The 22919-nt window shown below is 65.6% G+C and carries 20 protein-coding genes; 7 read left to right on the top strand and 13 right to left on the bottom strand.

The genetic code is table 11. The features are described from left to right. Positions 1-222: 222 nt before the first annotated feature. The 6 genes from AC1DKR_RS00265 to AC1DKR_RS00240 form a co-directional block, all read right to left on the bottom strand. Positions 223-972, bottom strand: coding sequence for a hypothetical protein (locus tag AC1DKR_RS00265; RefSeq protein WP_478030223.1), 750 nt, complete (start codon positions 970-972; stop codon positions 223-225). A 69-nt stretch (positions 973-1041) separates the two neighbouring features. Continuing rightward, positions 1042-1803, bottom strand: a complete 762-nt coding sequence (locus AC1DKR_RS00260) for a heme ABC transporter ATP-binding protein (RefSeq protein WP_336028313.1) — start codon at positions 1801-1803, stop codon at positions 1042-1044. Continuing rightward, complete coding sequence (locus AC1DKR_RS00255) at positions 1800-2843, bottom strand: FecCD family ABC transporter permease (RefSeq protein ID WP_100436257.1); 1044 nt, start codon at positions 2841-2843, stop codon at positions 1800-1802. The genes AC1DKR_RS00260 and AC1DKR_RS00255 overlap by 4 nt, the downstream gene beginning before the upstream one ends. Next, a complete protein-coding gene (locus AC1DKR_RS00250) occupies positions 2840-3886 on the bottom strand; it encodes a heme/hemin ABC transporter substrate-binding protein (protein ID WP_088099888.1) in 1047 nt (348 codons plus the stop codon). Before AC1DKR_RS00250 ends, AC1DKR_RS00255 begins: the two co-directional genes overlap by 4 nt. A gap of 50 nt (positions 3887-3936) precedes the next feature. Continuing rightward, complete coding sequence (locus tag AC1DKR_RS00245; RefSeq protein WP_478030216.1) at positions 3937-5316, bottom strand: YncE family protein; 1380 nt, start codon at positions 5314-5316, stop codon at positions 3937-3939. A 121-nt stretch (positions 5317-5437) separates the two neighbouring features. Further along, positions 5438-6466 (bottom strand): alpha/beta hydrolase, encoded by a 1029-nt coding sequence (locus AC1DKR_RS00240; RefSeq protein ID WP_478030212.1) that lies wholly within the window; start codon positions 6464-6466, stop codon positions 5438-5440. Between the two features lie 258 nt (positions 6467-6724). On the opposite strand from AC1DKR_RS00240, the gene AC1DKR_RS00235 reads away from it, so the two are divergent. Beyond that, the gene (locus AC1DKR_RS00235) at positions 6725-7099 is read left to right on the top strand and encodes a hypothetical protein (protein WP_180167029.1); all 375 of its coding nucleotides are present in this window, start codon (positions 6725-6727) and stop codon (positions 7097-7099) included. A gap of 84 nt (positions 7100-7183) precedes the next feature. Here the strand turns inward: AC1DKR_RS00235 and AC1DKR_RS00230 are convergent, their stop codons facing one another. Together AC1DKR_RS00230 and AC1DKR_RS00225 are read right to left on the bottom strand one after the other, a co-directional pair. Continuing rightward, positions 7184-7585 (bottom strand): DUF805 domain-containing protein, encoded by a 402-nt coding sequence (locus AC1DKR_RS00230; RefSeq protein ID WP_180167028.1) that lies wholly within the window; start codon positions 7583-7585, stop codon positions 7184-7186. Positions 7586-7672: 87 nt separating this feature from the next. Then, positions 7673-8971 (bottom strand): replication-associated recombination protein A, encoded by a 1299-nt coding sequence (locus AC1DKR_RS00225; protein WP_478030204.1) that lies wholly within the window; start codon positions 8969-8971, stop codon positions 7673-7675. A gap of 319 nt (positions 8972-9290) precedes the next feature. On the opposite strand from AC1DKR_RS00225, the gene AC1DKR_RS00220 reads away from it, so the two are divergent. After that, positions 9291-10454, top strand: a complete 1164-nt coding sequence (locus AC1DKR_RS00220; protein ID WP_478030200.1) for a hypothetical protein — start codon at positions 9291-9293, stop codon at positions 10452-10454. Between the two features lie 198 nt (positions 10455-10652). Here AC1DKR_RS00220 and lolA read toward each other — a convergent pair whose 3' ends face one another. The 3 genes from lolA to AC1DKR_RS00205 all read right to left on the bottom strand — a co-directional run bounded on the left by lolA (position 10653) and on the right by AC1DKR_RS00205 (position 15747). Continuing rightward, complete coding sequence (gene lolA, locus AC1DKR_RS00215) at positions 10653-11291, bottom strand: outer membrane lipoprotein periplasmic chaperone LolA (RefSeq protein ID WP_100552505.1); 639 nt, start codon at positions 11289-11291, stop codon at positions 10653-10655. Positions 11292-11401: 110 nt separating this feature from the next. Next, complete coding sequence (locus AC1DKR_RS00210) at positions 11402-13342, bottom strand: DUF3857 domain-containing protein (RefSeq protein WP_478030196.1); 1941 nt, start codon at positions 13340-13342, stop codon at positions 11402-11404. 41 nt (positions 13343-13383) lie between these two features. After that, the gene (locus AC1DKR_RS00205; RefSeq protein WP_478030193.1) at positions 13384-15747 is read right to left on the bottom strand and encodes a DNA translocase FtsK; all 2364 of its coding nucleotides are present in this window, start codon (positions 15745-15747) and stop codon (positions 13384-13386) included. Positions 15748-15979: 232 nt separating this feature from the next. Between AC1DKR_RS00205 and trxB the strand changes: the two genes are divergently transcribed. Beyond that, positions 15980-16951, top strand: a complete 972-nt coding sequence (gene trxB / locus AC1DKR_RS00200; protein WP_428704413.1) for a thioredoxin-disulfide reductase — start codon at positions 15980-15982, stop codon at positions 16949-16951. A gap of 111 nt (positions 16952-17062) precedes the next feature. Here trxB and AC1DKR_RS00195 read toward each other — a convergent pair whose 3' ends face one another. Next, a complete protein-coding gene (locus tag AC1DKR_RS00195; protein ID WP_478030189.1) occupies positions 17063-18646 on the bottom strand; it encodes an N-acetylmuramoyl-L-alanine amidase family protein in 1584 nt (527 codons plus the stop codon). A gap of 87 nt (positions 18647-18733) precedes the next feature. Here AC1DKR_RS00195 and AC1DKR_RS00190 point away from each other — a divergent pair, with 87 nt between their 5' ends. Further along, on the top strand, positions 18734-19858 hold the full coding sequence (locus AC1DKR_RS00190; protein ID WP_478030187.1) for a GNAT family N-acetyltransferase: 1125 nt from the start codon (positions 18734-18736) through the stop codon (positions 19856-19858). A 61-nt stretch (positions 19859-19919) separates the two neighbouring features. Here the strand turns inward: AC1DKR_RS00190 and AC1DKR_RS00185 are convergent, their stop codons facing one another. Further along, positions 19920-21188, bottom strand: a complete 1269-nt coding sequence (locus AC1DKR_RS00185; RefSeq protein ID WP_478030185.1) for a hypothetical protein — start codon at positions 21186-21188, stop codon at positions 19920-19922. A 71-nt stretch (positions 21189-21259) separates the two neighbouring features. Between AC1DKR_RS00185 and aat the strand changes: the two genes are divergently transcribed. From aat to AC1DKR_RS00170, 3 genes are all read left to right on the top strand, one after another. Beyond that, positions 21260-22000, top strand: a complete 741-nt coding sequence (gene aat, locus AC1DKR_RS00180; protein ID WP_088100319.1) for a leucyl/phenylalanyl-tRNA--protein transferase — start codon at positions 21260-21262, stop codon at positions 21998-22000. A gap of 86 nt (positions 22001-22086) precedes the next feature. After that, on the top strand, positions 22087-22305 hold the full coding sequence (infA, locus tag AC1DKR_RS00175; protein ID WP_005409596.1) for a translation initiation factor IF-1: 219 nt from the start codon (positions 22087-22089) through the stop codon (positions 22303-22305). A 201-nt stretch (positions 22306-22506) separates the two neighbouring features. Further along, positions 22507-22902, top strand: coding sequence for a hypothetical protein (locus AC1DKR_RS00170; RefSeq protein ID WP_447945064.1), 396 nt, complete (start codon positions 22507-22509; stop codon positions 22900-22902). The last annotated feature ends 17 nt before the right edge of the window (positions 22903-22919 follow it).

Below are 22919 nucleotides of genomic sequence, written 5' to 3'. Positions count from 1 at the left end.
GCGAAGGCCGCGATCAGCGGCCTCGTAGGGCTCCAGGCAGACACGCCCGTTCCGCGCTTGCGCGGGTCAGGGTGAAAAACTTCAGGAGCGGCATCCGGTTCATGCGGCGCATTCTAGACCTGTCAATCTGGCGCGCAAGTGAATATTGCGCACATGGATGGAACGATGAACCCCAAAGTAGAGCCACCCCATGGGTGGCTGCAACCCAGGTCGTCAGGCGCATTACTTGCAGTCGTGCAGCCGGCGGGCATCGCCCACGGTCGCCGCGTGCTGCTCAACGGTCGACACCCAGCCCTTTAGCGACATGGCCGGATCGTTGCCCTGCTTGCGCGGACCGCCATGGATCAGCACTTCGGTCCAGCTGCCGGTCGGCGCCAGTTCGGCCAGGCGTGCGGCCTGGTCCTCGTCGGTACTGAAGGTGTCGTCAGGCGAGGAGGGTTTTGCGTTGTTGACCGTCGCCTGCTTGCGTACGCGCACACGCAGGGCGCCATCCGGCATGCGCTGGGTGGCCACCTCGTAGCGCTCCACGCCGTAGGCCCACTTTGATTCGCCGGGGCGACGTGTCTCAGTGCCGTCATCGGCAACCTCGACCGACTCGCCGGTGACCGCGCCCAGCGCGGCAATGCCGCCGAAGCCAGCCATCATCGCCTCGTAGGCCACCATCTGCCGCTGTTCGACCGACAGCTTGCTGGCGTCCGGCTTCATGCCAGGCAGGTTGAGATAGGCCGCTTTCTTGCACAACAGCAGCACACGCTTGTCCTCCCAGGACATGCCGATCTCACCATTGCCGAAGTACTCGGTGGTGAACGATGAAACCACGGCACCCTCGCCGGTCGAATGCCGCGTCTCGATCAGCGACGCCTGCTCGGATGCAGTCATCAGCGAGACCTTGCTGGTCGCAGCGGCGCTTGCGGCGCCGACAACGCCGATCAAGGCGAAAAACAGCGCGCAACGCGGGCGGGAGAGATTCATCAGGCCATTCCTTTGCAAAAAATCGAGCCGCACATGATACGCGGCACAGCCTGGCGTGCCCTCTTCGCCTCAGGTAACCACCACCAGCGGCACACCTCGGCGCGGATGCTGCAGCACCACCACGTCCTGCTGGTAGACGCGCTGCAGGTTGTCTTCGGTCAACACCTGCTGTGGCGTGCCATCGGCCGCCACCCTTCCCTGCTCCAGCAACACGATGCGATCGGAGTAACCGGCCGCCAGGTTGAGGTCATGCAGCACCACGATCACGCACGCACCGGCTTCGGCGCAGGCACGGACGCTGCGCAGGGTGCGCTCCTGGTGGCGCAGATCCAAGGCAGCCGTGGGCTCATCCAGCAGCAGCAACGGCGTGTCCTGTGCCAGCACGCGCGCGAACGTGGTGCGCGCCGATTCGCCGCCGGACAACTGCTGCACTTCGCGCAGGCGCAGCGCCTGCAGCTCGGCAGCATCGATCGCCCGCTCCACCTGCGCTTCATCCACCTGCGGATCCGGCGGGTGCGGCAGGCGTCCCATCGCCACCACTTCTTCCACGCTGAAGGCGAAGCGCACGCCGTGCTCCTGCGGCATCACCGCACGTTCGCGAGCAAGCGGCCCGGCCCTGTAGTCGCGCAACGGACGTCCATGCAACTGCACATCGCCGCCGTCGGCACGCAGATCGCCAGCCGCCACGCCCAGCAGGGTCGACTTGCCGGCACCGTTGGGCCCCACCAGCGCCGTCACCGTGCCCGGCTCGAATGCGAGGGTGATGCCATGCAGGATCTCGCGCTGCTGGCGACGCACCACCACGTCGCGCAGTTGCAGGAAGGCGCTCATGCGGCCGCCTTGCGGCGCTGCTGCAGCACCAGCCAGAGGAAGAACGGCGCGCCCAGCGCGGCGGAGAACAGGCCCAGCGGAATCTCGGCAGGCGGGTCCAGGGTGCGCGCCGCGGTGTCGGCCACCACGATCAGCAGTGCACCCAGCAGGCCCGACAACGGCAGCAGCCAGCGATGGCCAGGGCCAACCAGCAGGCGCGCCACGTGCGGCACCACCAGGCCGACGAAACTGATCGAGCCGGCGAACGCCACCGCAGCGCCGACCAGCAACGCACTGAAGGCCACCAGCAAGCGCCGTGTACGCGCCACGTCCAATCCCAGATGCTGTGCCTGGCGCTCGCCGAGCGCCAGCATGTCCAGCGGTGTGGCCAGGCGCTGCAGTGCGAACGCGCCGATGGCAAACAGCGGCAGCACCGCCACCACATCAGCCCAGTTCGCCCGCGCCAACGAACCCATCTGCCAGAACACCAGCGATTGCAGCTCGCTTTCGTTGGCGATGTAGGTCAGGAAACCGATCAGTGCAGAGCAAAATGCCGCCATCGCAATACCCACCAGCAACAGCGTGGCATTGCCACTGCCCTTGCCCGGCCGCGCCAGCGCGTAGGTCAGCCCGATCGCGGCGGCACCGCCGCCGAAGGCCGCCACCGGCACCAGCCAGCCGGCCGCACCCGCAGCGCCCAGCACGATCGCCGCCACGGCACCCAGCGCGGCGCCCTGGCTGACACCGACGATGCCCGGATCGGCCAGCGGATTGCCGAACAGTCCCTGCAGGCTGGCACCGGCCATCGCCAGCGCCGCGCCGACCATCGCCCCCAGCAATGCACGCGGAATGCGCAGCTGCCAGACCACGGCCAGGTCACGGCTGCTGACCGATTGCGGATCCAGCAGGCCCAGCTTCACCGCCAGTGCCTGCATCACTTCCAGCGGCGGCAAGCGCAGCGGCCCCACGGCGAACGATGCCAGCACCGCGCCCAGCAGCGCGAGCAGCGCAATCAACAACATCGTCCGCCCGCGACGGCGGCGTCGATCCGCAGGGCTCATGCCTTCGGCAGCGCCGCCAGCGCCTGCGCCAGGGCCAATGCCCCCGCACCGGAACCGATGCTGGCGTACTTCAACTGCGCATCCGGCATCACCCAGACCCGGTTGGCCTGTCCGGCCGGGGTCTGCTTCAGCGTCGGGTAGGCCTTCCACAGGCCTTCGGCACCACCGAACAGCTGCAGGTCGTGCTCGGTCACCAGGATCACGTCCGGTGCCGCCGCGACCACACCTTCGTTGCTCAGCTGCGAATAGTTGGCCACGCCAGCCTCGGTGCCGATGTTCAGGCCGCCGGCCAGGGCGATCAGCTTGGCCGATGCGCTGTCGGCACCGGCCACGGTGGGCGAACCGCCCGCTCCCGTCGCCGACACATGGATCACCCGCGGCGCATGCGCCAGGCCCTTGCCGATCGCGGCGGCCTCATCCAGCTGGCGCTGCACCTGCGTGGCCAGGGCCTGCCCTGCGTCGGCCACGCCGAGCACGGCGGCGATCTTGCGCACCTTGTCCGGCGCCGGCTGCAGGTCATCGATCACCACTGCAGGCTCGCCCACTTCGCGCAGCTTCTTTGCCAGTTCGGTGTGGCGACGCAGGCTGTTGCCGATGAACAGCGACCCCTGCAGGCTGAGAACCCCCTCCACGCCGGTCGTGCGGTTGAACAGGAACTGGTGCGGTGCGGCCAGGCCTGCCTCGGTGGTGGTGTTGGTCGGCGCGGCGAACACCTGCTTGCCCAGGCCCAGCGCCTCGATCACCGCGATGATGTCGTCACCGCCGGCAATGATCCGGCTGCTGTCATCCACCTCCACATCGGCGCCATCGTCGGAGTGCACCTTGCTCGGCAGCACCGCCTGCTGCCCCGGCAGTGTCGGCACATCGTTGCCTGCCACCCGCTGCCAACCTGCGGGAAGTGCTCCCGCCTTGGCGGTGGCGGCCGCCGGTGCTGCTGCGTCTGGGTTGCCGACAGACGGCGGCGCTTTATCGCCACAGGCGGCCAGCACCAATGAAACGGCAATCGGGAGCGCGCACTGGCGCAGGCGGGAAGCGATGTTCATGCAGATTCTCCTTGCTGGCAGGGCGGCGGGGTGCCGCCCTGCCCTGTGGCTTACGGCTGACGCAGGCTGATGCGGGTGATGCGGTCACCCTTCGGATCTTCAGCGCCACGCGACTTGTTCACGGCGAAGACATTGCCCTTGCCATCGGCGCGGACGTGATTGGGGAAGGTGCCGCCATCGAGGTTGCCGACCACCTTGCCATCACGGTCGACGGCAGTGACGGTGCCGGCACCGCGATTGGTGACGTAGGCCAGGCCACTCTTCGCATCGAAGGCCACGTTCAGTGCGCCGGCGCCGACCGGCACGTCGTGCACGACCTTGCCGCTGGCCACGTCGACGATCAGCAGGTTGTCGGTGCCCTGCGAGGCCACGTAGAGGCGGTTGCGCTCGGCATCGAAGGCAACGCCCGAAGCGCTGATCGCATTGCCCAGGTCGATGACCTTGTCGACCTTGCCGCTGGCCACATCGATCACCGCCGCTTCCGGCGTACCGATGCTGACCGTGAACAGCTTGCCGCTGGACTCATCCAGCACCAGGCTCATCGGCACGAACTTCTCGTCGTCCACGCCGGAGGCCAGGGTGATCGGCTCCAGTGCCTTCAGCGTCTTCGCATCGAACACCGACAAATGGTCCTCACCGGCGGCCGAGGCGAACACCTTGCCGTGCGTGCTGTCGACCACCACGTCGCGGGCGTGCGGCACGGTGCCGACCGGGAACTGATGCACCAGCGACAGATCCGCCTGGCGATAGACGGCCACGGTGTCCTGGCGAGTGTTGCTGACCCAGACGTTGCCATTGGCATCATCCACACCGACGCCATACACCGCGAACACTGCGCCGTTGGTGCTGCCCGGCACCTGTGCCGGGGTGATGGCCTTGGTCACCTTCAGCGACTTCGGGTCCAGCTTCAGCAGCTGCGACTGGGTGACCGGCGGGCGGCCGACGGCCGAGGTCACGAACACTGCGTTGCTGGCGGCGCTGTAGGCCGACTGGTACAGGCCCGGCACCAGCTTGTTGGACTGGGTGGCGAACTGCGCCTGGCCCGACAGCGGCAACTGCGGCGACACGCGCAGCTTCAGCACGGCTGCGGCGGCGGGCTGGCTGGCGCGCACCACCACCGGGTGGGTGCCCGGCACCGCGTCGGCCGGAATGGCCAGCTGGGTCTTGAAGTTGCCATCGGCATCGACCACCACCGGCTGGCTGTTGAGCACGGTATCGCCACGCAGCAGGCTGACCTGCTGGCCCGGCACGAAGCCGCGGCCGGTGACGTCGGCGGTGCTGCCGGGAACTACGTTCTCACCGCGTGAGACAACCTGGCCCTTGAAGGTGGCGCTGGCCGGCTGGTCGAACACCGGCTGCGCGGTGGCGATCACTGCCAGCAGCAGGCCGGCAGCAAGGGAAGTGAGACGGAAAGACGGACGGAACGACATGGAAGGCTCCTTGCACACGTAGGCCGCGCCTCGTGGCGCGGGATTCATCGGTTGCCTTGGCCGCTGCACGTCGACAGTCCGCCTGGGTAGTGGGGTCGCACGGCACTGCCGTGCGAGGAATTCATTCGGCGGCGTTGTCACCACCGGTTGACTGGCCGTCATCGGCACTGCGATCGGTCACGCCATACAGTTCATGCAGCGCCGCGTGGAAGGACGCCGGCAGCATCGGGCCATGGCCGAGGCCGGGGAACTCGCGGTACTGCACGCTCAGCCCCGGCACGTTGCCCAGGCGTTCGGACAGCTGCATTGCCGCATCCGGGGTGGCGCCACCAATGCGGCGCAGATGCGCGACCACGCGCGGATTGCTCATGTCGCGCTTGCCGCGGTCGCCGACGCGCTCGGCACCGCCGAGCATCAGCCACACCTTCGCGGGCTGGCCGTGTGCGTTCTGCACGAACTGCTGCTCGGCATCACCCAGCGGCGCGCCCTGGCTCCACCACAACGACGGGCTGGCGCTGAGGTAGTACTGGAAGGCGGCCGGACGGGTGTACAGGCTGCTGAGCACGAACAGGCCGCCCAGCGAGTGACCCCACAGCGCCTGCTGCTGGTGATCGATATTCGCGCGGCGCTCGACTTCAGGCTTGATGCGGCGCTCGATCACGTCCAGGAACGCCGCCGCCCCGCCGCCGACGGCCTGGGTCCTGCCGCTTTCATCATCGGCGCGATCGATCCACGCGGTGTAATCGCGGGCGCGCGCGGCCGAATCGATGCGCAGGTCGTTGTCGTAGCCGATCAGCACCAGCACCGGCGGCGACTTGCGTGCGGCCAGCTCGGCCAGCAACGGCTGGTCCAGCACCATTGCCACGGCGTTGCCGTCCAGCGCGTACAGCACCGGCGCTGGGGTCTTCGAGGCCTTGGCCGGGATCGCGACATTCACCCGCCAGCGGCGTTGCTGGTCGGGGCTGTCGATCACGAAACGCTCGAAGCGGTAGCTGACCGCCGGCTCATCGAGCACGGTCTGGCCCATCTTCTGCAGCGGATTGCGTTGCTGCGCGTATGCGTACGGGGTAGCCAGGAGCAGGCCCATCATCAAGGCGGCCAGGCCGGATACCAGCGGGCCACGGCGCGGTGGCAGGACGGAAGACTTCATCAGTGACGGCGAAAGCGGCACACGGCCACCGGTTCACAAGGGACCGCAGTCTACCTTAAACGCGAATGATTATCACATCGATCAAACGTCACACTGTGTATCACGCGCGCGCCAGCGCTTGCGCCGGAAGTCCGTGTTCATCTACTTTTCCCGCCATCGGGGCGCAGGAATCGCCCCGCCTCCGCGGGTGCCTGCCCGGCCCCTGCCCATCAGCTCCACAACCCCCGTGGGATCGGATCCCATGATTGTGAGAACACCTTGAAGCACAAAGTACTGATCGCACTTGCCGTTGGCCTCCTCGCTCCGCTGGCCGGCCACGCCGCGCCAAGCCTTGCCGGGCTGTATTCGGCCTATGAAGAGGCTGGCTATTCCTCTCTCGGGCTGGAAGAGCTCAACCAGACCGTGCAGTTCACGGCGGTAAGCCTGGGCGCCTCCAGCAACCTGCAGGGCGAGCCGGTCCTGGAAGCCGGCGACGAAGATGGCCAGGTATTGGCCCGCCTGACCGCTTCCGATGACGAGCAGAACGCCAAGCTCGCAGCGATGGAGGAAGGCGTCTCCTTCACCGCCAGCTGCACGCTGCAGTTCAGCTCGGGATCGGATTACCTGGCGTTGGGTGACTGCGTTCTGCAGTAAGCAGCTCGGCACCACTGACAGCAGCGCAGAAACGACGAAGCCGGCTCAGAGCCGGCTTCGTTGCATGAGGCGACGTTGGCGACCTCAGGGGCCAGTAGGCACAGGGCCGTACGGGTTGTCCTGCGGCGTGCCTGGCAGCAGCGCAAAGATCAGGATCACCAGGCCACCACCCGGCACCAGGGCCAGCAGATACAGCCAGCCGGACTGGCCGCAGTCATGCAGGCGGCGCACAGTCACTGCGATAAGCGGCACGATCGTGGCCAGCCAGAGCAGACCCACCAGCGCCAGTGCCCCGATCGTGATTCCGGCCATCCAGCTGGAATCGGCGTCCAGGACGAGGCCAGCCACAAGCGCCACCGTCAGCGCGATCAAGCCCACCGCAGTTCCCGCCAGCAACAGGAACAGCTGGAACATCCAGTACTCGCGGCGGTTGGCGCGGCCCTCGAACTGGGCGTAGCGCTTCAACGGCAGAATCATTTCCTGCACGGCATCGTTCCTTGAAAAACGGGGCCGCGCAGTCTGCCAAATGCGCACAGGCAGGGCAATGAGAAGCCCTGCATGAAGCGAACCGGACTATCCGCCCTTCGCTGCCCTCGCCGCCTCGCGCTCAGCGCGCAGCCGGTCCAGCTTTTCCTTCAGCTTGATCTCCAGCCCGCGCGGCACCGGGTTGTAGTACACCCGTTCGCCCATTGCATCGGGGAAGCCGGTCTGGTCCAGCGCGATGCCGCCCTCGGCGTCGTGGTCGTACTGATACTCGGCGCCGTAGCCCAGCTCCTTCATCAGTTTGGTCGGCGCATTGCGCAGGTGCAGCGGCACTTCTTCGGTTCCGCTGTCGCGCACATCGGCCTTGGCCTGGTTGAAGGCGGCATAGCCGGCATTCGACTTGGCGGTGCTGGCCAGGTACAGCACCAGCTGGGCGAAGGCGAGCTCGCCTTCCGGGCTGCCCAGCCGTTCGTAGATGTCCCATGCCTCCAGCGCCATGCTCTGCGCGCGCGGGTCGGCCAGGCCGATGTCTTCGATGGCCATGCGGGTCAGTCGACGTGCCAGATACGACGGATCACAGCCGCCGTCGAGCATGCGTGTGAGCCAGTACAGCGCGGCATCGGGATTGGAGCTGCGCACGGACTTGTGCAGCGCCGAGATCTGGTCGTAGAACTGCTCGCCGCCCTTGTCGAAGCGGCGGGTACGGTCGGCCAGCACCTGGGTCAGCGTCTGCGGGGTGATGCGCCCGCCCTCCCCGCCCGCCAGCTCGGCGGCGATTTCCAGCAGGGTCAGCGCACGGCGCACGTCGCCGTCAGCCGCGGTGGCGATTTCCAGCAGCAGTTCCGGTGCGACCTCGATGCGTTCCTCGCCCAACCCGCGCTCGCGATCACCGAGCGCGCGTTCCAGGGCTTCGACGATGTCGGTCGGCGAGACACCTTCCAGCACGTGCACGCGGCAACGCGACAGCAGCGCCGAGTTCAACTCGAACGACGGGTTCTCGGTGGTGGCACCAACAAACAGGATGGTGCCGCGCTCGATGTGCGGCAGGAACGCATCCTGCTGCGCCTTGTTGAAGCGGTGCACTTCGTCGACGAACAGCACGGTGCGACGACCTTCAGCGAAGCGCTGAGCGGCCTCGGCCAGCACCTGGCGCACCTCCGGCAAGCCGGACAGCACGGCAGAAATGGCACGGAATTCGGCGTCGGAGTATTCAGCCAGCAGCAACGCCAGCGTGGTCTTGCCGCAGCCGGGCGGCCCCCACAGGATCATCGAATGCACGCGACCGGATTCGACGGCGCGGCGCAGCGCGCTCTCTGGCGCGAGCAGACGCTTCTGCCCGACCATTTCGTCCAGGGTGCGGGGGCGCATGCGCTCGGCCAACGGGCGCATGTGTTCCCGATCGACACTCAGCAGATCGGGCCCGGGGAATGAAGTGGAGCGATGTCTTGGCACGTGCTCATTGTACCGCGAGAGCGTGCCAACCAAGGTTGACACCTACCAATGGCGGCAGCGCCTGGCCGTGCCCGGCGGACCATGAGCGGTAGTGCCGGCCGCTGGCCGGCAACCTCGGAAACTGTCGGAAATGGGCCGTAACCGCCGAAGCCAATCCAATGGTAAGTGACTGATTCAACGGAGCTTACCTCTCCTCAGCGCCACGCGCCGTCTCCAGCAACCGAGAATCCGAAACTCAACCATCCAGGACCTGAGCATGCGCGACCCCGAATCCAATGTCCTTGAGTTCGTTGCCGGCTGCGCTGTCGATGCGGATATCTACTATCTCGCCGCCGCCATTGGCCCCGGGCATGAGTACTACGATCCAGACCCAGGCCCACCGACCCGCATGTTTCTCTATCAGCGACAGACAGCGGAAAAGTGGTTCTACCATGACCTCCCGGACTTTCAGGTCATGTCCGCGCAATTCATGCCCGAAAAGAACGGCCGTCCTCGGCGAGTGCTTGCGCTGGACTTCTATGGGCAGCTGGAAGACTACTCCAGAGTCGGCGCGACGATAGAGCACATCTCGCCCGAGGGTCCAGAATTTTCGGGCGGCCTTACTGCTCTTCGACGGGTGGGCGAGGAGATTTTCTGCTGCGGTGTCGGCGGGATGATCTTCCATCGCGCCGCAAGTGGGTGGCGGCAGCTTCCCACCAACTTCCCTGCGCGTGAGCGGATTGAGTCTGAAGACGATGACATTCTTGACGACTTCGAGAGCTGGCTCGACTGCGTCGGCCACCTGTTTGAAGCGGTGGGCGCCAACCCACTACCAGAGAACCCTGCGGAGCGCGAAGCGGTTCTTCGCCGATTGTTTGAAGATACATGCTCCCAGCTGCGCGACCAAGGTTCCCGCTCCATCATTGAACAAGTAGATGCCCTTTCCGCGGCAGTGCTGAATGATCTGTGCGGATCGGGATATGACGACCTGTATGCGGTCGGCCTTCATGGACTGATCTCGCACTGGAATGGCTCCGCATGGCAAACGCCCAAGAGCGTGACCACGTCGCATCTTCTGAACGCAGTCATGACTGAAACCGGCGACATGCTCGTTGTTGGCCACCAGGCAACCATCGTCATCGGCAACATTGGTACCAGTTTCGAGTGCCTGCCGCATGAGATCAGCGAGGACGTCGACTTCTACTGCGCCTGCCAACACAGGCAATCCATCTACATTGGCTCAGATAATGGACTCTATCTCTACAGCCCCAGTTCTGGAGTAGTCGAGCGTCTGGAGGTGGGCATTCCTGAAGAACTGAGAGATGCGACGATCGTCGACATCAGTTCCGTCGGTAGCGTGCTGTGGGTGCTGACGCCCTGGGACCTGATGCGATTTGATGGCGCTGCGTGGCAGGTCATTGTTCACCCGGACAACGGATGAGCCAGCCGAAAGCGTGCCAACCAAGGTTGGCACCTACCAGAGCAGATCAGGGCCGATCGCGGTAGCGCCGAGGCATGCCCGGCGGATCAGGCCGCAGTGGTCGGTAGTGCCGGCCGCTGGCCGGCAGATCAAAAGCGTGTCAACCAAGGTTGACACCCACCAGAGCAGGTAGCGCCGGGCCATGCCCGGCGGCCACGATCAATTGCCGATGACGTCGGTGCCGGCCGGCGGGGTGAAGCGGAAGGTGTTGGCGGCGAAGCTGGGGTTGCGCTTCCAGCCACTGAAGCTGATCACGGTGCGCTGGCCCACGGCATCGGTGATCTCCATCTTCGCCAGGCCCTGCGCATTGAAGCCCAGCGCGGCGTACTGGAAGCTGGCTTCGGTATCGCGCTTCGGCGACAGCGACAGCCACTGCAGGCCATCGCGCTGTGCAGCCTCTTCACTTACGTCGTACTGCTGCTCCAGCAGCGCCGGGTTGATCAGCGCGGTCAGCGGGCTGTTCTGCTCTTCCTTGCCCTGCTCGCGCACGGTCGCCTGTTCCAGGTCCGGCTCGAACATCCACACCTTCTTGCCGTCGGCCACGATCAGCTGTTCATGCGGGCGCACGTATTCCCAGCGGAACAGGCGCGGCGCCGACAAGGCAACGCGGCCGCTGGTGGATTCCTTGACCTTGCCGCGGCTGTCGAACACCTGCTGGCTGAACTGCCCATCCAGACCCTTCAGGCCGGTGGTGAAGGTCTTCAGGTCATCACGGGCGCCGGCCCAGGCGCTGCCGGCGGCGGCGCAGGCCACGGCCAGGGTGGTGGTGGCAAGGAAACGACGGAGGCGAAGGTTCATGCAGTAATCCTGTGGGCGCGCGGCCAGGAAAGTTGGGTGCCAGTGTGCCCGGCAAAAGATGAATGGGCGATCAGGACGCCATTATGACGCCCTGATCGCTGATCGGCGATTCAGCCGCCAGCGCCCGGCAGCTTGCCGTACAGCACCTGGCCACGAAAGCCCCGGCGCACCTCGCGGAACAGCGCACGGAACGCGGCATAGTCCTGCGGCTGGCACAGCGCCTCGGCGCCGCGCACCGCGTTCTGCTGCAGGCGGTGGTGCACGGTCACTTCCTGGCCCTGCCGGCTCCAGTCGACCCGATACTCGCCGGCCGCATTGGCAAACCGCTGGCTGCCGGGAATCGCAATGATCGGGGCATTGGCCGGGAACTGCAGGCGATAGGTTTCCTCGCGCAGGCTGGCATTGCAGTAGAACGGCGTCTCGTTGTCCGGTGCCGAGGCGCTGGCATACAGCCCGCGTACCGATTCACCACCGGGCGGATCGGGCACGGCCATGCCGCCGGCCACATCGAAGTCCACGTAGTCCTCGGCCTGGAAGGCCATGCGATAGCCAAACGGCCGGGTCAGGTCGACCGGCACACCCTGCAGCTGCAGCTGGCCGCGGCCATCGAAACCGGACGCGGCCATGATCGATTCTTCAGCGCGCGCCCGGTTCTGTGCATTGAGCTGGGCGAACTGCGCGCGCATGCCGATCTCGGCGTTGTCGCTCAGCTGCGGCACCGTCTCGCCACGCAGGTTGCCCTGCGCGTCGAAGGTGAAGCGCACCTCCATCACCGTGGCGTTGCGCTGCGGATCATTGGCCGGCGTGCGCGCCAGGGTGGCATCACGGGTGTGCAGCACCGGCGCACCGAGGTCGCCATCGGGCAGCTGGCCGAAGCGCGCCCAGGCACTGGTCGAATCCAGGTACAGGTCGAACTCGGGCACGTAGGTGATGGCGTGGTTGAAGCGGCCCAGCAACGGAATCTTCGGCAGCGTCGGGCCGCCACCGGCACCGATCAGCACCGGCGAACTGGTGATGCCCTTGGCCGCCAGCAGCGCCTCGAGGATCGTTACGTGGTCCTTGCAGTCGCCATAGTGGTTGTCGAGGATGCTCTGCGCACTGTTCGGCTCCAGGCCGCCATTGCCCAGGTACACCGCCACGTAGCGGATGTTCTGCGCCACCCAGCGGTACAGCGCATCGGCCTGCGCGCGACGGTCGCTGATGCCGGCGGTGACTTCATCGGCCAGCGCCTGGATCTCCGGGGTGACCTGTGCGGCCGGCCCTGCTTTCAGTTGGTAGGCGCGACCCATCTGCGCCCAGTCGCGATAGGTGCTGGCCATGATGTTCGGCCCGAACTCCCACACCGCCGCCGACCAGTTCTGCGCCTGCATCGGCTCGCGGCGCTGGTAGCGCCAGCGCCATTGCGCCTGGCCGTTCTTCACCACCGGTCGGTCACTGCCCTGCACGCCACGGCTGTCCACGAACATGGGCAGATTGGCCGGCGCGCTGAGGGTCACTTCGGCATCGTCGTACTGGGTGAACACATTGAAGGTTTCCCACAGGCCGAAGTAGCCTGGGAAATAGGGCGTCAACTGGGTCCGGCGCACCTGGTAGAACAGCCGCGTGCCCGGCGCCAGGTTCGGGAACACGATCACCCGCACCTTGCGGTCGGCATACATCGCCGCCGAGGCACTGGAATAGCTTTCCTGGGTGTAGATGCGATCGGCCGGCACTTCGCGACGCTGGCCGTCGGCGGTCAGCGTATAGGCGTTGACCACATCCAGCGTTTCCATCTTCTCGCTGTAGCTCAACCGCACCTGGCTGAACTGCTCCACCGCTGCCTTGGTCTTGAGCAGGATCTCGTAGGTTTCGGTCTGCACGTTGCCGGCATCGGCGCGCACCTGGTAGTCGGCGCGATAACGTACAAAGCTGAAGTTGTTGCTGGCCTCGGCATCGCTGCCGGTGGACGGCGGCGCGACTGCGGGTACAGCCGTCGCGGCGGCGTCGGCCAGCGCCGGGCCGGCTGCCAGCAGGCAGGCAAGCGCCAGCGCGCAGGAAACGGGTTGAAGCATGCGTCGGTTCCTTGGACGTCGGGAATGCGGCAGGGCTTGGCTTACTTCGGCGGCGGCGGTGCCAGCACCGTACGGTCGCCGTTGTGCTCGGGCGGACTGACCACACCGGCCGCTTCCATGGCCTCGATCAGTCGTGCCGCGCGGTTGTAGCCAATCTTCAGGCGACGCTGCACACCGGAAATCGACGCGCGGCGGGTCTCGGTGACCACGCGCAGCGCTTCGTCGTACAGCGGGTCGGACTCATCGCCGCCGCCGGAACTGGTCTCCGGCAGGCCGGTCGCACCGACCACCACGCCATCGCCCATCGTCTGTACTTCGTCCAGCACGCCGTCGACATAGTCCGCCGGCCCCATTGCCTTGAGGTGCTCGACCACGCGATGCACTTCCTCATCGGACACGAAGGCGCCGTGCACACGCTCGGGCATCGCCGTGCCCGGCGGCAGGTACAGCATGTCGCCGTGACCGAGCAGCGTCTCGGCGCCGGACTGGTCGAGGATGGTGCGCGAATCGATCTTCGAGCTGACCTGGAAGGCGATGCGGGTGGGAATGTTGGCCTTGATCAGGCCGGTGATGACGTCCACCGACGGGCGCTGGGTGGCCAGGATCAGGTGGATGCCGGCCGCACGCGCCTTCTGCGCCAGTCGCGCGATCAGCTCTTCGACCTTCTTGCCGACGATCATCATCATGTCGGCGAATTCGTCGATGAAGATGACGATGAACGGCAGCGTCTCCAGCGGGCGCGGCGCCTCGCCCAGCTCCGGGTTCGGCTTGAACAGCGGGTCCATCATCGGCTGGCCGGCGTCCTGGGCGTCCTTCACCTTCTTGTTGAAGCCAGCCAGGTTGCGCACGCCCACCGCGCTCATCAGCTTGTAGCGGCGCTCCATCTCGGCCACGCACCAGCGCAGGCCGTTGGCAGCCTCCTTCATGTCGGTGACCACCGGCGCCAGCAGGTGCGGAATGCCCTGGTAGACGCTCAGTTCGAGCATCTTCGGGTCGATCATCAGCATCCGCAGGTCTTTCGGCGACGCCTTGAACAGCAGGCTCAACACCATCGCATTGACCGCCACCGACTTGCCCGAACCGGTGGTACCGGCCACCAGCAGGTGCGGCATGCGCGCCAGGTCGGCCACGGTCGAGCGGCCGGCGATGTCCTTGCCCAACGCGAGGGTCAGCGAACTGGCCGACTTGTCGTACTCCTTCGAGCGCAGCAGTTCGGACAGGTAGATCATCTCGCGGGTGACGTTGGGGATTTCCAGGCCGATCACCGACTTGCCCGGGATCACATCGACCACACGCACCGACTTGACCGACAGGCCGCGGGCGATGTCCTTGTCCAGCGAACTGATCTGGCTGACCTTGATGCCGGGGGCCGGCTCGATCTCGAAGCGGGTGATGACCGGGCCGGGGTTGGCGCCGACCACCTGTGCATCGATGCGGAAATCCTTGAGCTTGAACTCGATCTGCCGCGACAGCGCGTCGAGGGTGTCCTTGTCATAGCCCACGGGCTGCGGCTTGGGATCATCCAGCAGGGCCAACGGCGGCAGGTCCGAGCCGTCGCCATTGACGCCGCGGAACATCGGGATCTGGTTGTCGCGCTTGGCCCGGTCGCTCTTTTCGATCACCGGCTCCGGGCGCGGCTCGATCTTCACCGGCTCGCGCTTGGCGCGCACTTCGGCATCGGCCTTGCGCACTTCCTGGCGCTCCTCGCGCAGGACGCGGGTCTGCTGCCACTCGCTGGCCTGTTCCTTCTTGCGCTCCAGCAACGGCGCCAGCGACATCACGCCGCGACCGATCTTCTCCATCACTACGAACCAGGACAGGCCCGTGGCCAGGGTGATCGAGGCCAGCAGCAACACCAGCACGAACAGGTTCGCCCCCAGCGCACCAAAGCCCACGCTGAGCGAATTGCCAACCAGCTTGCCGAGGATGCCGCCGGCACTGGAAACATCGCCACTGAACAGGCGCACGTGCAGGAAGCCGGTGCCGGCGATCAGGAAGCCGACCAGGCCGACCAGCCGCAACGCGGGGTCCAGATCGTTCTCGCCCTTGCTCTCGCGCTTGAGGCCGAACATCGCAATCCAGGCCAGCGCACCCAGCACCACCGGCAGCAGGAAGGCGATATAGCCGAACAGCTGCAGCAGCACGTCGGCGATCCACGCGCCCGCGCGGCCGCCCATGTTGTGTACCGGTGCGACAACGCTGCCGGTGTGTGACCAGCCCGGATCCGTCGCTGAATAGGTGAAAAGGCTGGCAGCCAGATACAGCAGCGCCGGCGCGATGGCGATCAGACCCAGGTCGCGCCACAGGCGCTGACGGCGTGGATTGTCGGTCGTGGCCGCTGCCGCCGAGCGACGCGATGCCTTTTTGTCGTCGGACTTGGAGCGTTCGGGGACCTGCTTCGCCACCTTAGACCATACCTTTGGAATGCGCTGTTAGTGTTTGATAATAAACGAGACGGCGTCAGTTTTCAGTTATCCGTTTCCGCACAAGCGAGGACAGGGCCTGAAACCGCCCATGGATGACGGCGTTCTGTTCATCGGCTTGAATCGCCCTGCCCCAGCCGCCACTCTATGACCAGCCAAGGATGCTGTGCAAACATCGCCGCGCCTTGTCCCATCTACCTTTTCGCGAGTCTACATGAGCACCAGCCTGCCCTCCCGCCACCAGCGTCTTGTCATCCTCGGTTCCGGCCCGGCCGGCTGGACTGCCGCCGTCTACGCTGCCCGCGCCAACCTGAAGCCGGTCGTCATCACTGGTCTGCAGCAGGGTGGCCAGCTGATGACCACCACCGAAGTGGACAACTGGCCGGGTGACGCCCATGGCCTGATGGGCCCGGACCTGATGGCGCGCATGCAGGCCCACGCAGAGCGCTTCGAGACCGAGGTCATCTTCGACCACATCCATACCGCGGACCTGTCGCAGCGCCCGTTCAAGCTGATCGGCGACAGCCACGAGTACACCTGTGATGCCCTGATCATCTCCACCGGCGCGACCGCCAAGTATCTGGGCATCCCGACCGAAGAGGAGTTCAAGGGGCGCGGTGTGTCCGCCTGCGCCACCTGCGACGGCTTCTTCTACCGTGATCAGGACGTGGTCGTGGTCGGCGGCGGCAACACCGCCGTGGAAGAAGCGCTGTACCTGTCCAACATCGCCCGCAAGGTCTATCTGGTCCACCGCCGCGACACCCTGAAGGCGGAAAAGATCATGCAGGACAAGCTGTTCGCCAAGGTTGAAGCCGGCAAGATCGAAACCGTCTGGCACCACCAGGTGGAGGAAGTACTGGGCAACGAGGCCGGCGTGACCGGCGTGCGCGTGAAGTCGACCCTGGACGGCAGCACCCGCGACATCGATGCCCACGGCTTCTTCGTGGCCATCGGCCACCACCCGAACACCCAGCTGTTCGACGGCCAGCTGACCATGAACAACGGCTACCTGGAAATCCGTTCGGGCCTGGGCGGCAACGCCACCCAGACCTCGGTGGAAGGCGTGTTCGCCGCCGGCGACGTGGCCGACCAGCACTATCGCCAGGCGATCACCTCGGCCGGCTTCGGCTGCATGGCCGCACTGGATGCAGAGCGTTACCTGGATGCACAGGGCAAAGCCAGCTGAGGCTGGCCCGGCACTGGGGAGTCGAGCTGCGCTCGACTCGGGACGGGCGCGAAAGCGCCCGTTTTTTTGGGGGCTATTTACCCGCCTCCGTAGAGAACACCAAACCGACGATCAGACCTGCACACACGCGTGCTGGAATACGACAGGTGGTGTTGCGACACCATCCGCATCCCGGAGCACAACGCTCCAGCGGGCGACCCCTGGGTTGGATCCTTTGCACGTCAGTTCTGCCCTGATCGGCTTGGTGGGATCTTCGAACAGCGTTCTGGTTGGCGTGCACGCGCCGGGTTTGGAACATGATGCGGAGGTGAACTCGATGGTGACCGGATACTGAGGGTTGCCCTGATAGCCAAGCTCGATCTCCTTGGCTGACTGTGTGGGAATCTCAACATCTGCGATGGGCGCCAACGTCAGTGGCTCGCAGGACTTTCCGGTAGCCCACAAGCGATAGCCTTTCTCAACGCCCTTCATGGCAGCAGACCGGAAGACGGGATCCTGCAGTGCCGCAACATCCTCCGGATTGGAGTGATAGGCCGTCTCGACGATCACCGACGGCATCGTGCCAATGCGGTTCTCACCGTGGCCTTCAGCAACCGATTCGGCTCGAACTGGAAAACTCTCGTACCCGGGCTGCGCATGGATCACCTCTCTCATGCCGCACAGGATGCTGTCACCCAGCGCCTTGTCCTCTGGCTTGGTCCGATGATGATAGACCTCGGCACCGCGAACGCCGGGGGCGGCGTTTCCGTTTGTGTGCAGGCTCAGCATTACATCGACGCCAAGGTGATTGGCGTAGTTGGGACGAGCACGGATGTCCTCCTTCACCTCCCGATCACTGCTGGGACTATTTGGAAGCTCATTCCATATGTCGGCACGTTCGGGGAAGAGCGCTTTCAAGTGATATCTGGAAGACATCTGTTCCCAAGGATGGCCAGACTCCGGATGCGGGTCTTTAGAACGACTGCGAGCGCGATGCACCACCAATCCACTTCGCTGCTCCAGCAAATCCTGCAGTTCGTCGCCGTATGTAGGGCTCAATACGTCCTCCTGCAGGCCGAGCGGAGCAGGGCGCTGGAATTCCCACGCCCTGCTGGGATGCAAGGCAATATATCCATGACTCGATGAAACCAGAGCCTGCGTATGCGCGGCTCGGGATTTCGCCGCTCTCGGCATAGGGTGATCTTCTGGAAAATGCGCCTCTATTGGCTTGCCCTGAAAAAGGAACTCCACATCCAGAATTTCCAAGCCCGCCTGGTCCGAGTAATGCCGAAGATCAGCGGCCAATGGGATGAGGAGAAGTTCTCCATAGTTCTGTTCATCGCCCGGAAGGTATCCGGGGCCGAAGTCGACGACTATCCTGCGTTTTTGCGGATCGACTGCCACACTCACAGTCACTTGCCGCAGCCTGCCCTCCTCTTGCAGATGACGCGTCAACTGGGCGCCAATCTCGCGCTCAAGCAGCGCCAACAGCTCGGCATAGGTGCCGGGGTCTTCCGCTGCCCTTGAGGCCTCGGCTCTAGAAGCCAACACTGGTGACACAAGGAACAGGCTGCACGCGACTACGGCAGTTGCAAGCTTCAATCCCTTCATTATTGATTTCTCCATGTGGTGGGATACACGCCGCTCATGCAGCGCCCCGCCACCCTGCCCAGCCGTGCGCCAGCGATTCCGCATCAGGCGCACACCGATGGACATTTCAAACTTCCCTCATCCCCAACCAGAACAAACCAACCCAGCCCCGCCAACACCGTTCGTGATCCACCTGGCCTATCCTTGCCAACCATGCCCACCGCCCGCTTCCTCGACTCCCTGCAGTCCGTTCCCGCCACCGCCTGGGACGCCCTGCACGATGGCCGCAATCCATTCGTCAGCCACGCCTTCCTGTCCGGCCTGGAAACCTACGGCTGCCTGCGCGAGGACTGGGGTTGGCAGCCGCAGCATCTCACCCTGTGGGACGGCGATGCCTTGCTCGGTGCCATTCCCGGCTACCTGAAGACCAACTCGCATGGCGAGTTCGTGTTCGACCACGCCTGGGCCAATGCCTATGCGCGCCATGGCCGCGACTACTACCCGAAGTGGCTCGGTGCGGTGCCGTACTCGCCGGTGACCGGCCCGCGACTGCTGGCCCGTGATGCGTCGCAGCGCACTGCCCTGCTGACGGCACTGCGCGAACAGATGCCCGCACTCGCCGTGTCGTCAGCGCACATCAATTTCCACACGGCAGCTGACGAAACAGCCTTTGGCGACGACTGGCTGTTGCGCGAGGACATCCAGTTCCAGTGGCAGAACCCAGGTGACTGGAGCACGTTCGAGCAGTTCCTGGGCGCGATGAACCACAAGCACCGCAAGAACATCCGCCAGGAGAGGTCCAAGGTGAACCGGCAAGGCATCACTTTCCGGGTGGTGCATGGCGACGAAGCCACCCGCGCCGATCTGCAGGCCATGTACCGCTTCTACCTGCAGACGTTCCTGGAATACGGCAACGCGCCGGCGCTGACCGAGGCGTTCCTGCGCCATCTGGCAATTTCACTCGGGCGCGGGCTGGTGCTGTTCCTGGCCGAGCAGGACGGTGAGCCGATCGCCGGCGCGCTGTGCCTGCGCGGCGGCGACACGTTGTACGGCCGCTATTGGGGCGGCGCCACCCTACCCGGCCTGCACTTCGAGGCCTGCTACTACCAGGGCATCGAGTACTGCCTGCGCGAGGGCGTGGCCCGCTTCGAGCCGGGTGCGCAGGGCGAGCACAAGCTGGCACGTGGTTTCCTGCCGACCATCGTGCGAAGCCGGCACTGGGTGGCCGATGCGGAGTTCGCCGAAGCGCTGCGCGACTGGTGCCGGCAGGAGCGGCGGGATGTGCGGCGCTACCAGCAGGAGCTGCAGGGGCATGGCCCGTTCCGCGCGGAACCGTAGCGTCGGAGAAGCGTGCCAACCAAGGTTGGCATCTACCACGGCAATGGCGGGAATGCTGCGCTCAGGTGCACTGCCAGAAGTGCCCGCTCACCCGGCACTTCGCGCACCAGAAGCTGTACAGCATGCCGCCACTACCCCACAGCAACATGCCTTCATTGGTAGTCGGCAACGTTGAGTCCAACTGCATCACGAAAGGCATCTGCTCGCCGCAATCGATGCACGCCGGGTAGTGCGCGCTCTGCACCCAGCTCGGTGCGCCCCCCACCCGCGACAGGTTCTGCCGGTGATTGGACTGGCCCCAGTCCTGCTGCTGCCAGCGATGGCCTTCCATCGCGGCAAGACCCACCTCGGCCTGCAGCAGGTCGCCGCTGTCGGTGGGATTGATAGGCACCTGGCAGTGCTGGCTGGGGTGACAGCTCGGCATGCCTTCTGCATCGTGCCGATAGAAACGCACGGGCGGGTCTTCCCAGCCACAGCAGTCCAGGCACAGCCCGAGCGTGATCTCACCCTCCGCGTCCGGCTGCAGCGCCGCAGCATCGGACTGCAGCAGACGTTGCAGCGGCGCATGACAGCTGCCGCACAAGGCATCGAGCAGCCCGCCCATGCGCCCGGCGTGACGCACCTGCCCGCCATTCCAGGTGGGATGCAGCCGCCAGATCCGCTTGCGCCAGGCAGGCTCTTCGGCCACCTGTGCACGATGCTGTTCGCGCCCGAAGCGCAGGTGCAGCGGTTGCCGGCCATGCAGATGGCGCAGACGCGGGCCATCGGCCAAGCCCGCCCAGTGCGCCCAGACCTCGGCATCCAGGTCGCTCCAGTCGGCCAGGTAGCCACGGGCGGCGGCATAGGTCTCCGGCTGGGTGGCCAGCAGCACTGCCTTGGCGCGTTCCAGTTCGCGATCGTCGTCGGCCTCGGTCAACCGGTGCGCCCATTGCGCCGCGAGCGGCGGCGGCAGTGCCTGCCAGACCTGCGGGGCCAGTTGGATGTCATCCTCGATGGCGACCTCCAGCAGCGCCTCCCAATCGCCCTGCAACGTGTGCGGCGCCTGGTAGCTGGCAAATTCCAGCACGCTGGTCAGCAGCTCGCCGCGCTCGCCGTCACGATAGCGCCGCCAAGCGTCAATACAGACCGGGGCGACAGCCTCGTCCGGCAGCAGATCCAACGCCGTGTCGAGGAAGGTGGAGCCGGGTGAGCGCCGATCCAGCGCCTGCAGCAGCAGCGCGCCAAGCTGTGGGCGGTCTTCGCTGGCCAGAGCCAACAGCATGGCCAGGCTGTCATTGCGTGTGCGCGGCGCATCGTGCGCATCGAGGATGGCGGTGATCGGATCGCTCATGCGGGGCTCCTTGCCGGTAGTGCGTGATGGTGCCAGACATCGCGCATCGCCACGACGAATACAATGCCGGCATGACCCGTCAGTTGCCCTGGCGCCTGGCCGATGCGCCGGATGCCCCCTTCCCGCCGGCCGAGACAGCGCTGCGCCAACCCGATGGCCTGCTTGCGGTGGGCGGCGACCTGCATCCGCTGCGCCTGCTCAATGCCTATGCCGGCGGCATCTTTCCGTGGTTCAGTGAAGGCGAGCCGATCCTGTGGTGGTCGCCGGACCCGCGCATGGTGTTCCGTACCGACGGCGTGCACCTGAGCAGCAGGTTCCGCCGGCAGCTGCGCGGCAACCGCTGGGAAGTGACCGCCGATACCGCCTTCAGCCAGGTGATGCGTGCCTGCGCCAGCGCGCCCCGCCCCGGCCAGGACGGCACCTGGATCAGCCCGGCGATGGTGGATGCCTACAGCCAGCTGCACGACCTGGGTTTCGCACATTCCTTCGAGGTGTGGGATCGGCAGACGCTGGTCGGCGGCATCTATGGCGTGGCCATCGGCACGATGTTCTTCGGTGAAAGCATGTTCAGTGGCGAAAGTGGCGGCTCCAAGGTGGCACTGGCCGCACTGGCACGAACGCTGCACGGCTGGGGTTGGCCGCTGATCGATGCGCAGGTGGAAAATCCGCATCTGCTGCGCATGGGCGCCGAGCACCTGCCGCGCGCGCCGTTTCTGCAGCAGGTCCGCAGTGCGGTGCAGGCGCAGGGCCGGGAAGGCGCCTGGACCCGGCTCGTCGGGCGCGTGCCGGCAGCGGATTTTGCCGGGGAATAACACAATCTTTGCAAGCCGGGCGTTTGACGCGTAAAATACTGCGCCTTAGGCCCAGCGTGGCCGTTTTCTGAACCGCACAGGACTACATGTCGAAAGACGATTCCATCGAGTTCGAGGGCACCGTCAGCGAGACGCTGCCGAACACCACTTTCCGCGTTCGTCTGGAAAATGGGCACGAAATCATTGCCCACATCTCCGGCCGCATGCGCAAGAACTACATCCGCATCCTCACCGGTGACCGGGTCAAGGTTGAAATGACCCCGTACGACCTGACCAAGGGTCGTATCACCTACCGAATGAAGTAAGCGGCTGGCGCGTTGCGCCACCTCGACAAGGCCAGCCCTGGACGCTGGCCTTTTGTCATGCCTGGAATCCGGCCCTGCCGGACGGCACCCTGACCGAATGCACCGTGACATCGGTCAGCCATGCTTGCGGCAGATTCGCATTCGCAGCTGTGGCGGCATCGTGGCATCCGATCCAGTCCGGATCGCCACCCCTGCCCCGCCATGAACATGCCCTCCCTGCCCGCCGGCTTCGCTGCCCTTGCACTCATTACTGCCACCCTGATCGCACCCGTCGCCCAGGCCGCCGATACCCCGGCGGCAAGCACCGGCGACAGCTGCATTGCTTTGAGCGAGGACCAGCAGATCGTCCGCGCCGGCGCCGATCGTGATGTGCTGCTGCGCAATGGTGACCAGCACTATCGCGTTGTGTTCAAAACCTCCTGCAACAACGCAGTGACCTCGCGCCGGCTGGCGTTTGAAACCCAGGGCGAGAGCAACCAGCTATGCGGCGACTCACGCAGCGAGCTGAAGACCGACCGCGCCAACTGCACGGTCGAGCGTATCGAGCCACTGGACGCCGCCGCCTTCAAGCGCATGGCCCGCCAGCGCAGCCGCTGAAGGGCTGACACGACAAG

This window comes from Stenotrophomonas sp. 01N47 (genome assembly GCF_056399165.1).
The sequence above is the reverse complement of the archived record's forward strand: the minus strand, read 5'-3'. Positions and strand labels throughout refer to the sequence as shown.